13 protein-coding genes are annotated in these 12,328 nt (G+C 66.9%); 8 read left to right on the top strand and 5 right to left on the bottom strand.

Going from position 1 to position 12,328, the window contains the following annotated elements; translation table 11 throughout:
- Positions 1–13 precede the first annotated feature (13 nt).
- From O9320_02990 to O9320_02975, 4 genes are read left to right on the top strand one after another with little or no spacing between them, the layout of a single operon-like run.
- Positions 14–280, top strand: coding sequence for an exodeoxyribonuclease VII small subunit (locus tag O9320_02990; GenBank protein MCZ8309791.1), 267 nt, complete (start codon positions 14–16; stop codon positions 278–280).
- Between the two features lie 30 nt (positions 281–310).
- A complete protein-coding gene (locus tag O9320_02985; protein MCZ8309790.1) occupies positions 311–1,207 on the top strand; it encodes a polyprenyl synthetase family protein in 897 nt (298 codons plus the stop codon).
- Positions 1,208–1,215: 8 nt separating this feature from the next.
- Complete coding sequence (dxs, locus tag O9320_02980; protein MCZ8309789.1) at positions 1,216–3,216, top strand: 1-deoxy-D-xylulose-5-phosphate synthase; 2,001 nt, start codon at positions 1,216–1,218, stop codon at positions 3,214–3,216.
- Positions 3,213–3,950, top strand: a complete 738-nt coding sequence (locus tag O9320_02975; protein MCZ8309788.1) for a TlyA family RNA methyltransferase — start codon at positions 3,213–3,215, stop codon at positions 3,948–3,950. The genes dxs and O9320_02975 overlap by 4 nt, the downstream gene beginning before the upstream one ends.
- On the opposite strand, the gene O9320_02970 is transcribed toward O9320_02975, so the two are convergent.
- The 5 genes from O9320_02970 to O9320_02950 form a co-directional block, all read right to left on the bottom strand.
- A complete protein-coding gene (locus O9320_02970; protein MCZ8309787.1) occupies positions 3,944–5,194 on the bottom strand; it encodes a nucleoside:proton symporter in 1,251 nt (416 codons plus the stop codon). The two genes, O9320_02975 and O9320_02970, sit on opposite strands and share 7 nt — an antisense overlap.
- The gene (locus O9320_02965; protein ID MCZ8309786.1) at positions 5,194–5,772 is read right to left on the bottom strand and encodes a hypothetical protein; all 579 of its coding nucleotides are present in this window, start codon (positions 5,770–5,772) and stop codon (positions 5,194–5,196) included. Before O9320_02965 ends, O9320_02970 begins: the two co-directional genes overlap by 1 nt.
- Positions 5,769–6,842: a chorismate synthase gene (aroC, locus tag O9320_02960; GenBank protein MCZ8309785.1), complete on the bottom strand. Its 1,074-nt coding sequence runs from the start codon at positions 6,840–6,842 to the stop codon at positions 5,769–5,771. The genes O9320_02965 and aroC overlap by 4 nt, the downstream gene beginning before the upstream one ends.
- On the bottom strand, positions 6,839–7,681 hold the full coding sequence (gene fabI, locus O9320_02955; GenBank protein MCZ8309784.1) for an enoyl-ACP reductase FabI: 843 nt from the start codon (positions 7,679–7,681) through the stop codon (positions 6,839–6,841). The genes aroC and fabI overlap by 4 nt, the downstream gene beginning before the upstream one ends.
- Positions 7,682–7,804: 123 nt before the next feature.
- The gene (locus tag O9320_02950; protein ID MCZ8309783.1) at positions 7,805–8,272 is read right to left on the bottom strand and encodes an RT0821/Lpp0805 family surface protein; all 468 of its coding nucleotides are present in this window, start codon (positions 8,270–8,272) and stop codon (positions 7,805–7,807) included.
- A 111-nt stretch (positions 8,273–8,383) separates the two neighbouring features.
- Between O9320_02950 and pdxH the strand changes: the two genes are divergently transcribed.
- Genes pdxH through O9320_02930 form a run of 4 tightly spaced genes read left to right on the top strand, consistent with a single transcriptional unit; the run spans position 8,384 to position 12,294 of the window.
- A complete protein-coding gene (pdxH, locus tag O9320_02945; protein ID MCZ8309782.1) occupies positions 8,384–9,010 on the top strand; it encodes a pyridoxamine 5'-phosphate oxidase in 627 nt (208 codons plus the stop codon).
- Positions 9,007–9,930, top strand: a complete 924-nt coding sequence (locus O9320_02940) for a cation diffusion facilitator family transporter (GenBank protein ID MCZ8309781.1) — start codon at positions 9,007–9,009, stop codon at positions 9,928–9,930. The genes pdxH and O9320_02940 overlap by 4 nt, the downstream gene beginning before the upstream one ends.
- Positions 9,930–11,408, top strand: coding sequence for an AAA family ATPase (locus O9320_02935; protein ID MCZ8309780.1), 1,479 nt, complete (start codon positions 9,930–9,932; stop codon positions 11,406–11,408). Before O9320_02940 ends, O9320_02935 begins: the two co-directional genes overlap by 1 nt.
- 58 nt (positions 11,409–11,466) lie before the next feature.
- Positions 11,467–12,294: a universal stress protein gene (locus tag O9320_02930; protein ID MCZ8309779.1), complete on the top strand. Its 828-nt coding sequence runs from the start codon at positions 11,467–11,469 to the stop codon at positions 12,292–12,294.
- The last annotated feature ends 34 nt before the right edge of the window (positions 12,295–12,328 follow it).

The following is a 12,328-nucleotide window of genomic DNA, read 5'->3' as shown; positions in this document are numbered from 1 at the left end:
TATAAACGGCGCCATGAAAAATGCCGCCAGCCAAGCGCCCGAACCGGTCCCCGCCGACATCGCCAAAATGTCGTTCGAAGAGGCTTTGAAAGAGCTCGAAGACATCGTGCGGGCGCTCGAGCAGGGCAAGGGCAAGCTCGACGAATCGGTCGCCGCCTACGCGCGTGGGGCCGCCCTCAAGAGCCATTGCGAAGCCAAACTCGCCCAGGCGAGTGCGCGCATCGAAAGCATCCAGATCGCGGCGGGCCGGGCGACGGCCGCACCGTTCGACGCCGCCTGACGGTCGGCCCGCAGCCTCATGCCAGCACCCATGCCCACTTCGCTTGCCGTCGAACAGCTTCTGGCCGACACCGCCCAGCGCATCGAACGCGCCCTCGAGGCCCTGCTGCCCAAGGGCGAAGGCTTCGAGGCCGATCTGCACGAGGCCATGCGCTATGCGTGCCTGGGCGGGGGCAAGCGCGTGCGGCCGTTCCTGGTGATGGAAACCGCCAAGCTCTTCGGCGTCGACGAAGCGTGCGCGCTGCGCGTGGCCTGCGCCATCGAGTTCGTGCATTGCTACAGCCTCGTGCACGACGATTTGCCGGCCATGGACGACGACGATCTGCGCCGCGGCCGACCGACCGTGCACAAAGCCTACGACGAGGCGACCGCGATCCTTGCGGGCGACGCGTTGCTCACGCGCGCCTTCGAAGTGCTGGCCCATCCGCTCACGCACGGCGATGCGGGCGTGCGGTCCGACCTCGTGCTCGCCTTGGCGCTCGCGGCGGGTGCCGAGGGCATGTGCGGCGGCCAGCAGATGGATCTGTCGGCCGAAGGCCAGACGCTCGACATCGGTGCGATCACGCGCCTGCAACGCCTGAAGACCGGTGCTTTGATCGGCTTTGCCGCCCAGTCGGGGGCGATCCTCGGCAAAGCGCCCGCCCATATGCGCCACACGTTGGTGGCCTACGCGCACGATCTCGGGCTCGCCTTCCAGATCGCGGACGATCTCATCGACGCCGAAGGCTCGGCCGATGCGGCCGGCAAAGCCACCGGCAAGGACCAAGCGCTCGGCAAGGCCACGTTCGTGTCGATCCTCGGCATCGAGCGCGCGCGCGCGCAAGCGCTGCTGCTGGCCGACCAAGCCGCAAGCCATCTCGACATGTTCGACGCCAAGGCCGATGCGTTGCGCGCCCTCGCACGCTGGGTCGTGCGGCGGCAGAACTGAGCGGCGCGATGACCTCTTCCGTCGGCCATAATTCGGGGGCGACCCCTTTCCTCGACCGCGCGGGCGATCTGGCCGAATTGCGCCGCATGTCGGCCGACGATCTGCGCCATGTTGCCGACGAGCTGCGCCGCGAGACGATCGCGGCCGTGTCGGGTACGGGCGGGCATCTGGGCGCGGGCCTAGGCGTGGTCGAACTCACCGTTGCCTTGCACCATGTGTTCGAAACGCCGCACGACCGGCTGATCTGGGATGTGGGCCACCAAGCCTATCCGCACAAGATCCTCACGGGCCGACGCGACCGCATTCGCACGCTGCGCCAGGGCGGCGGCTTGTCGGGCTTCACCAAACGCAGCGAAAGCGAATTCGATCCTTTCGGTGCGGCACACTCGTCGACGTCGATTTCGGCAGCGCTCGGCATGGCCGTGGCGCGCGACATGTTGGCCCCTGAAACGAATGCGGGGGCGGATGCGCCGCGTCGCCACGCGATCGCTGTGATCGGCGACGGGGCGATGTCGGCCGGCATGGCCTACGAGGCGATGAACAACGCCGGTGCGATGCGCCAGCGCCTGATCGTGATCCTCAACGACAACGACATGTCGATCGCCCCGCCCACGGGGGCGATGAGTGCCTATCTCTCGAAACTGATCTCGTCGAAGCCGTTCCTCAATCTGCGCAGCCTCGCGCGCGAGATGGCAAGCCATCTGCCGCGCCCGCTCTACCATGCGGTCGAGCGCGCGGACGAGCTGGCGCGCGGCCTCGTCTCGGGCGGTTTCGGGGCGGGCGGCGGCACGTTGTTCGAGCAGCTCGGCTTCTATTATGTGGGCCCCATCGACGGCCACAATCTCGAACATCTGCTGCCGGTGTTGCGCAATGTGCGCGACGCGGCTGACGAACGGCCCGTGCTCATTCACGTGGTCACGCAGAAGGGCCGCGGCCATCCGTTCCCGGCCGATGCGGCCGACCGCTATCACGCCGTCGGCAGTTTCGACCTCGTGGTGGGCGACGCAGGCGCGCTTAAGGCGAGCCCGAAGGCGTCGAAGCCGGCGGCTCCCAGCTACACCAAAGTATTCGCCGAAGCATTGATCGCGGAAGCCGCTGCCGATCCGCGCATCGTCGCCGTCACGGCCGCGATGCCGACCGGCACGGGGCTCGACCTGTTCGCCAAGCGCTTTCCCAAACGCTGCTTCGACGTCGGCATCGCCGAGCAGCATGCGGTCACGTTCGCGGCCGGCATGGCGGCGGACGGGCTGAAGCCGTTCGTGGCGATCTATTCCACCTTCCTGCAGCGCGCCTACGACCAGCTCGTGCACGATGTGATGCTGCAGAAACTCCCCGTGCGCTTCGCGATCGACCGTGCGGGCCTTGTGGGTGCGGACGGGGCCACGCATGCCGGGGCCTACGATCTTGCCTATCTCGGCTGCCTGCCCGACATGGTGGTGATGGCGCCGTCCGACGAAGCCGAACTCGCCGACATGGTGGCGACGTCGGCGGCCTACGATGCCGGCCCGTCGGCCTTCCGCTTCCCGCGCGGCGAGGGCACGGGCGTTGCCGTGCCCGAACGCGGCCGCGTGCTCGCGATCGGCAAGGGCCGCATCGTGCGCGAAGGCGGAAAGATCGCCATTCTCAATCTCGGTGCACGTCTCGCCGAATGCGCCAAGGCCGCCGACATTCTGGCCGCGCGCGGCCTCGGCGCCACGCTTGCCGACATGCGTTTCCTGAAGCCGCTCGATCTCGATCTCGCTTTGCGCCTTGCGCGCGAACACGAGGTGCTGCTCACGGTCGAAGAAGGTTCGATGGGCGGCTTCGGTGCGGCGATCCTGCACGGCTTTGCGTCGGCCGGCATTCTCGATCGCGGCCTCAAAATCCGCACACTGGTGCTGCCCGACCGCCTGATCGACCACGACACGCAGGATCGCCAATACGCCGAAGCCGGGCTCGACGCCGCCGCGATCGCCAAGGCCGCGATTGAAGCGCTCGGTGCCGGTACGAGCAGCGCCGCCCGCGCGTGAGCAAAAAGCGGCTCGACCAAATCCTCGTCGATCGCGGCCTTGCCGAGAGCCGGGCGAAGGCGCAAGCGCTGGTGCTAGCAGGCCTCGTCTTCTCCGGAGAAAAGCGGCTCGACAAACCCGGCACGCCGACGGCTGAAGACCTCGCCATCGAAGTACGCGGGCAGCCGCATCCGTGGGTCAGTCGCGGCGGCGTCAAGCTTGCGCATGCGCTTGCCCACTTTGCGCTCGATCCCAAGGGCACCGTCGCGATCGACGTGGGGGCGTCGACCGGCGGCTTCACCGACGTGCTGCTCACGAACGGGGCGTTGCGCGTCTATGCGGTCGATGTCGGGCAGGGGCAGTTGGCGTGGAAGCTGCGCACGGACCCGCGCGTCGTGGTGCTCGAGAAGACCAATGCGCGGCGCTTGAGTGCGGCCGAAATCCCCGAGCAAGTCGACATGGTTGTGTGCGACGCAAGTTTCATCGGGCTTGAAACCGTGCTGCCTGCCGCGTTGGCATTGCTCAAGATCGGCGGCAGCGTCGTCGCATTGATAAAGCCGCAATTCGAAGTGGGTCCCGCGCGCGTGGGCAAGGGCGGCGTCGTGCGCGATGCGGCGTTGCACGACGAAGTGTGCGCGCGCATCGCCGCGTGGCTGCCCACACTCGGCTTCGCGGTGCTGGGCATTGAGCCGAGCCCGATCCTCGGCCCCGAAGGCAATCGCGAGTTTCTGGTGGCGGCGCGGAAGATTCAGTAAAGCGCGCCCACGAGCGCACCCATGAAGCAGGTTGCGAGCGTGCCCGCGACCAGCGATTTCATGCCGAGGGCCACGATCTCGGCGCGACGCTGCGGGGCGATCGTCGTAAGGCCGCCGATCATGATGCCGAGCGAGCCGAAATTGGCGAAGCCGCACAGCGCGTAGACGAGGATCAGGCGCGCGCGGTCCGATAACGCTTCGGCGGGCGTGTTGGCAAGCTGCACATAGGCCACGAACTCGTTGAGCACGGTTTTCACGCCCATGAGCGCGCCGGCCGTTGCGGCTTCGGCCCAGGAAATGCCCATGAGCCAGCAGATCGGCGCCATGACCCAGCCCAACGCGCGCTCGAGCGTGAGCTTGGCGCCGAAGATCTCGGGCAGCAGCCCGAGGGCGGAATTGGCGAGTGCCACGAGCGCGATCAGCACGATCAGCATCGCAACGATGTTCAGCAGCAATTCGAGACCGGCGGACGTGCCCTTGGCGATCGCGTCCATCGCGCTGACGGCGATCGGCTCGCCTGCGTCGAGCGTTGCCGCCGTGCGCGTGGCGGCGGCATCGGGCACCATGATGCGGCCAATCAGAATCGTGACGGGTGCGGAGAGCAGCGAAGCCACCAGAATATGACCGAACGCGTCGGGCACCACGCGGCCGACGATGGTTGCGTAGAGCACCATCACCGTGCCCGCGATCGAGGCCATGCCGCCCACCATCACGACGAACAATTCGCCGCGCGTGAGGCGGGCGAGATACGGGCGGATGAACAAGGGCGCTTCGACCATGCCGACGAACACGTTGGCGGCGGTCGAAAGGCCTACGGCTCCGCCCACGCCGAGGCTGCGCTCGAGCACGAACGAAAGAGCGCGCACGATCTTCGGCAAGACGCCCCAATGGAACAAAAGCGTGGTGAGTGCCGAGACGACAAGCACGAGCGGCAAGGCCTGCAGGGCGAGCACAAACGCCCCGCCCGGCGAAGCTTCGGCGAACGGCAACGGCCCGCCGCCCAAATAGCCGAACACAAAAGAAGTGCCCGCGCGAGTGGCGTCGGCCACGGCTTGCACCGGCACATTGAGCAGGCCCAACGCTTGGGCCGCAAACGGCACCTTCAAAAACAGCAAGGCGGCGGCGATGCTCGCGGCGAAGGCAAGGCCCGCGCGGCGCCAATCGATGGCGCGGCGATTTTCGGACAAAGCGGCCGCGATTGCGAGCAGGGCAAACAGCCCGAAGGCGGCCTGCAGCCGTTCCATCAGTTGCTGTCCTCGGGCGGCCAGTAATGGCGCATGGCGTCGAGGATCTTGCGTGCGTCCGTGTCGAGGCTTGCGGCCAGCACCGACACGACGGGCGACAGGCCCGCGCGCTTGACGATGGGATCGCCCATCCAGCGCTGGCCGAGCGTGAGGCTCGCGAATGCTTCGACGTCGAGCCCGATATCGATGCGCCCGCCGCCGAGCGCGCGAAAGCCGGTCGCGATGCGGATTTCGCCGATGTGCGCCCATGGGATCGGATGGGGGGCGACGCCCGGCATGGCAAGGCCCGCGCGCTCGATCACGAGTTTGGGGCTGTCGTCGCGGAAGATCTTGCCGGTCTGCACGCCGTACCAGGCTGCGACGGCGAGCAGCAGCAGCGGCCCGCCGATCGCGTCGCCGCTTTCGACCGCCGACCACACGACGGCGACCGCGAAGCCGAAAATCAGCGAGCCCATAAGCAGGCCGAAGCCGGCATGGCGGCGCGAGCGGCGCACGACCAGCAGCGGCAATTTGGTTTTGCCCAGCGCCGCGTTGGTCAATGCGGCGGCGGCGGCACGCCTTTCGTCGCTCGAAGTCACGGCCCGACTTGGCCGCGATGGCGCAGCTTGTGGTCGGCAAGCACGCACGCAACCATCGCCTCGCCCACGGGAACGGCGCGCAAGCCCACGCACGGATCGTGGCGGCCTTTGGTCGAGATTTCCGTGTCGAGGCCCTTGGTCGTGATCGTGCGGCGGGCCGACAGGATCGAGCTTGTGGGCTTCACGGCAAAACGAGCCACGATCGCCTGGCCCGTGGAAATGCCGCCCAAAATGCCGCCGGCATGGTTCGACAGGAAGATCGGGCCGTCGTTGCCCGCGCGCATTTCGTCGGCGTTTTCCTCGCCCGACAATTCGGCGGCGGCAAACCCGTCGCCGATCTCGACACCCTTCACCGCGTTGATGCCCATGAGGGCTGCAGCAAGATCGCTGTCGAGCTTGCCGTAGAGGGGTGCTCCCCAGCCCGGCGGCACCCCTTCGGCCACGATCTCGATTACGGCGCCGATCGACGAGCCCGATTTGCGCGTGGCGTCGAGCACACCTTCCCAGGCTTGGGCGGCGGCGGCATCGGGGCACCAGAACGGGTTCTGTGTGGTCTGCGCCCAGTCCCAATTGCGGCGGTCGATCTTGTGCGAGCCGATCTGCACGACCGCACCGCGCAGCACGATCTGCTTGCCCAAGATCAGCCGCGCGATGGCCCCTGCGGCGACACGGCTTGCGGTTTCGCGCGCCGACGAACGCCCGCCGCCGCGATAGTCGCGAATGCCGTATTTGGCCCAGTAAGTGTAGTCGGCATGGCCGGGGCGGAAGGTCTCGGCGATCTCGGAATAGTCTTTGGAGCGCTGGTCCTCGTTGCGGATCAGCAGCGAAATCGGCGTGCCGGTCGTGAGCCCCTCGAACACGCCCGACAGGATTTCGACCTGGTCGGGCTCGCGGCGTTGGGTCACGAAGCGCGACGTGCCGGGCTTGCGCAGATCGAGATAGCTTTGGATGTCGGCCGCGCTGAGCGGCAGACGCGGCGGCACGCCGTCCACGACAGCGCCGATGGCCGGTCCGTGGCTCTCCCCCCAAGTGGAGAAGCGGAAGAGCGTTCCGAACGCGTTGGCGCTCATCCGCCCTTGTTCTTGAAGCTGGACAGGAGCTCGGCGATTTCGCCGGCCGACTCCGTCGCCATCATGCCGACCACATGGTAGCCGTTGTCGACGTGCAGCGTTTCGCCCGTCACACCGGCACCGAGGTCGGAGAGCAGATACACGCCCGAATTGCCGACCTCGTCGATCGTGACGGTGCGGCGCATCGGCGCGTTGAGCTCGTTCCATTTGAGAATGTAGCGGAAATCGCCAATCCCGGAGGCCGCCAGCGTCTTGATGGGGCCGGCGGAAATCGCGTTGACGCGCACATTGCGGGGGCCGAGATCGGCTGCCAAATAGCGCACCGACGCTTCAAGGGCCGCCTTGGCGACACCCATCACGTTGTAGTGCGGCGTCACGCGCTCGGCACCGATATAGGTGAGCGTCAGCAGCGAGCCGCCGTTCGGCATCAAGGGCAGAGCGCGCCGCGCCACATCCGTGAAGGAGAAGCACGAGATGTCCATCGAATTGAGGAAATTCTCGCGCGTCGTATCGACGTAATGGCCTTTGAGCTGCTCTTTGTCCGAATAGGCGATCGCGTGCACGACGAAATCGAGCGTGCCCCAATCGGCCGCGAGGCTTGCGAATGCCGCGTCGAGCGAGGCCGCGTTTGTGACGTCCGCTTCGAGCAGGCGCGCGGCCCCGAGCTGTTCGGCAAGCGGGCGAACGCGCTTTTCGAGCGCTTCGCCCTGGTACGTGAAAGCGAGTTGGGCGCCGTGTGACGCAACGGCCTTGGCGATTCCCCACGCGATCGAACGATCGTTGGCAACCCCCATGATCAGGCCGCGTTTGCCGGCCATGAGGCCATGCGATTGATTCATTTCACCAAGTCCGTTATGTGCACGCGCGAAAGAAGCGCGCATCCTACACGAACCGGGTGCTTGTTCAACGACGAACCCCCGCCGATTGCGGATCGGCTCGGGGATTCGCCGCAATTGCCTGCTTTAGTTGACGAATTTCCAGGTTCCGTCGGCCTGGCGGCAGGCCGTGCCGTAGGCTTCTTCCTGCTTGCCGCCGACATTTACGGTGGTGTGGTACTCGCGGCACTGCGCACCCGAGGCATCGCGGCCTTCGCGCGTCGGCGTAACCGCGCCGGAATTGCCTGAATCGGGGTTCGACCAAGTGATTTTCTGGCCGATCGGGGCGCTGGACGCCGTTTGGGTTGCGCGCTGGGCGGCTGTTTGGTCGGCTTTGTCGAGCGATTTGCCGATTTCGTTGCCCAAAAAGGCACCAACCAGCGTGCCGATGGCCGTACCGACGAGCTGGCCGCGCCCGCCGCCGAACTGCGAACCCGCGACCGCACCGCCCACACCGCCCAAAACCGTACCGATCGTCTGTTTGTTGCCGCCGTCCTGGCAGGCCGCCAACGCCAAAGCCAAGGCTGCAACCGTGAAAATCTTGAGAGCGCGCATGTTTATCCCCTTTGGGTCTTTGCCGGCAAAGCCGGTCCACAGCTAAACGCACGGCTCATGGCGGCTATTCCGCCCATAGACCGGCTGCGCATCTCGGACTATTTAGGAGCTATGCTCGAAAATTCCAGCCCCGATGCCCCCGCCCCCGAACTCGACGCCAGCGTCGATCCCTATCGCCGCTTTGCCGAATGGTTCGCCGAAGCCGAAAAGAGCGAGCCCAATGATCCCAATGCCATGGCGCTGGCGAGCGTGGGGCCGGACGGCATGCCGTCGCTGCGCATGGTGCTGATGAAGGGCTACGACCGCAGCGGCTTCGTGTTCTACACCAATCTCGAGAGCCGCAAGGGCACCGAGCTTGCCGCCCATCCCAAGGCGGCGCTGCTGTTCCATTGGAAGAGCCTGCGCCGCCAAGTGCGCGTGCAGGGCACGGTGGCGCCCGTGTCCGACGCCGAGGCGGACGAATATTTCGCCAGCCGCGCGCGCGGCAGCCAGATCGGCGCCTGGGCCTCCACCCAGTCGCGCCCGCTGGCCGGCCGCTTCGAGCTCGAGCGGCGTGTCGCCGAATTCGGCGTCAAATTCGGGCTCGGCAAAGTGCCGCGCCCGCCGCATTGGTCGGGCTTCCGTATTTCGCCGCAGACCATCGAATTCTGGGCCGACCGCGCCTTCCGCCTGCACGAGCGTATCGTCTACCGCCCGGCTTCCGACGGCGCTTGGGCAACCGAGCGGCTGTTCCCGTGAGCGAAAGCGCCGCCCCGCTATCCCCGGAGGCGCGCGGTCGCTTGATGCGCCATGCGACCTACGCGTCGGTCGCGGTGGCGTGCGTGCTGATCGGCGGCAAGCTTGCGGCCTGGATCGTGACCGATTCGGTGTCGATCCTGTCGAGCCTGCTCGATTCGCTGCTCGATGCCGCGGCCTCGCTCGTCAATCTCGTGGCCGTGCGCCAGGCGCTCGTGCCGGCCGACGAAGAACATCGCTTCGGCCACGGCAAGGCCGAGGCCGTCGCAGGCCTCGTGCAGTCGGCCTTCATTGCGGGCTCGGCTTTGCTGCTGTTTTCCGAAGCGCTGCATCGGCTATGGGCGCCGGTCGCGATCGAACAGGGCGAGATCGGCCTTGCCGTGACGGCCCTCTCGATGGCGTTGACCTTCGCGCTCGTGCAGTACCAGCGCCACGTGGTGGCGCGCACGGGCTCGGTCGCCATCGGGGCCGATCGCATGCACTACATGTCGGATTTTCTGCTGAACGGGGGCGTGGGCCTGTCGCTGCTCGCGTCGATGTGGTTCGGCATCGACCTCATCGATCCTTTGTGCGGCCTTGCCATCGGCGCTTTCATCCTGCGCGGGGCGTGGACGATCGGGGCGCAGTCGCTCGATCATCTCATGGACCGCGAACTGCCCGAGGCCACGCGCGATCGCATCCTCGCCATCGCGCGCGCGGTCCCGGACGTCAAAGACGCGCACGAGCTGCGCACGCGCGCCAACGGTTCGAGCATCCATGTGCAGATCCATCTCGAGATGGACGGCAGCCTCAGCCTGCTGCGCGCGCACGCAGCCGCTGATACGGTCGAAGCGGCGATCGAAGCGGCCTTTCCGGGGGCCGACGTGATCGCGCACATGGATCCCGACAACATCGTCGAACGGCATCGCCCGACGGCCGCGTGATGGACGACCAGGCCGCCACGCTGGCCTTTCTTGCCGATCCCGCCAGCTACGGCCAGCCTTCCCTTGCGGTCGAACGCATCGACACGCATCTGTCGGCCGTGTTTCTGGCGGGCGAATTCGCCTACAAGCTCAAACGCGCGGTCACGCTGCCATTCGTGGATTTCTCGACGCTCGAACAGCGCCATGCCGCGTGCGCGGCCGAGCTTGCCGTGAACCGGCGCACGGCGGCCGCGCTCTATCTCGACATCCGCGCCGTCCGCCGAGTCGGCGACCGGCTGACGTTCGACGGCGACGGCGAGATCGTCGACTGGGTCGTCGTGATGCGCCGCTTCCCAGACGATGCGTTGTGGGATGCGCGTGCTGCCGCAGGCAGCATCGCAGCCGACGACGTGCGCGATCTTGCCGACGCGATTGCGGCGTTTCATGCGGCCGCCGAGACGACGCCAGCGCATGGCAGCGTTGCCGATCTCGACTGGACGCGGGCCGGCAACGCGGTCGATCTCGTGCGCTTTTTCGACGGCACTGCCTGTGTCGCGCTCGACGTGAAGACGGCCGCACAGATCGCCGCACACGCGCAGCTGATCGCCGCACGCGCCGCCGACTTCCATGTGCGGCGCTGCCATGGCGATCTGCATTTGCGCAACATCACTACGCTCGGCGGCAAGCCCGTGCCCTTCGATGCGATCGAGTTCGACGACCGCATATCGTGCATCGACACGCTCTACGACGTGGCGTTCCTGCTCGTCGATTGGCTGCGAGTCGGCCGCAGCGATTTTGCGAGCCAGACTTTGTCCCGCTATTTGCAGCGCCGACCGGACGAGGCGGGGCTCGCCTTGCTGCCGCTGTTCTTGAGCTTGCGCGCCGCCGTCAAGGCCAAGACGCGTGCGATGGCAGGCGCGATGGAGGAAGCGCAAAGCTGCTTCGACATGGCCGCCCGCTTTCTATCGCCGCCGCCCGCCCGCCTCATTGCCGTGGGAGGTTTGTCGGGCACGGGCAAGAGTGCGCTTGCCGCCGCCCTGGCCCCGTCGGTCGGCGCCGCACCGGGCGCACTCGTGCTGCGCAGCGACGTCGAGCGCAAGCGCCTTGCAGGGCTCGCACCCGAAATGAAGCTGCCACCATCGGCTTACACAAAAGAGGCAAGTGCGGCGGTCTATGCGAGCCTGCATAAGCGCGCGCAGGCCGCACTTGGCGCCGGGCATTCGGTCATCGTCGATGCGGTCTATGCCGATGCGGCCGGGCGCGCGGCCGTGGCCGCCCTTGCCCCGCCGGGCAGGTTCATCGGCCTGTGGCTTGACTGTCCCGAGCCGATCCGCTTGGCGCGCGTGGGTGCGCGGGCGGGCGACGCTTCGGACGCCGACGAAGCGGTTGTGCGCTTCCAGTCTGGCTTGGGTGCCGATGCGGGCGACTGGGAAACGATCGATGCCGGTGGACCGCCCGAACGCACCTTGGCCGCGGCACTTTTGCGCCAGGTCAAATGAAAAACCGTGCGAAAGGCGTAACGTAGTAGAGTAGTTCGAAAGAAGAGGGAGAACGCACATGCCCTACAAACATCTCTTGGTGCCTTTGGCCGGAACCGCGTCGGACCTGCGCGCACTTGAATGTGCGGCGGCTGTTGCGCGCAAATTCGCGGGCCATGTCGACGCGCTGCACGCGGCGGGCGACCCGCGCGACGCAATCCCGTTCGTGGGCGAGGGCGCTTCGGGCGCGCTCGTCGAGCAGATCGTCGTCGCGGCAGAAAAGGATCTGGCACGCCGCAGTGCCGCTTCCCGCGCGCATTTCGAGAGCTGGTCGAAAGAGGCGGGCGTGTCGAGCGCTTTGGTCGAGCCGTCCGGCTCCGAGGAAGATTCGATCATGCACAATGGGCGCTTCAGCGACCTCATCGTGCTGCCGCGCCCGATCGAGGACGAAGCCATCGCCTCAACCGTCGCGTTCGAAACGGCTTTGCTCGAAACCGGCCGCCCGGTGTTGATCGCACCGCCTGCCGGCCCGACGGATTTGAGCAAGCCGATTGCGTTTGCCTGGAACGGCAGCCGCGAGGCCGCACGCGCGTTGGGGGCAGGCCTGCCTTTCATGGCGGGGGCCGCCAAGATCGTCGCGATCGTCGCGGGCAAAAACGTCGCCGAAAACGACGCCAAGCCGCTCGAAGCCTATATGGCGCGCCAGGGCCTCAAGATCGAAATCGCGCGTGCCGACGTGCCGACCATCCAGGCAGGCCCGCATGTGCTGGCCGAAGCGCGCCGACACGGCTGCGGCCTGCTCGTGATGGGGGCCTACACGCACAGTCGCCTGCGCCAGCTCGTGTTCGGCGGGGTCACGCGTCACATTCTGCAGCATGCCGATCTGCCGGTGCTGATGGCGCACTAGCCCTTAGCAAGAAGCGACACCGGACAGCCACATC

It is taken from the genome of Magnetospirillum sp., from assembly GCA_027532905.1.
In the GTDB taxonomy this organism is placed as follows: Bacteria; Pseudomonadota; Alphaproteobacteria; order CACIAM-22H2; family CACIAM-22H2; genus Tagaea.
This window is presented reverse-complemented; position numbering and strand designations above follow the sequence as displayed.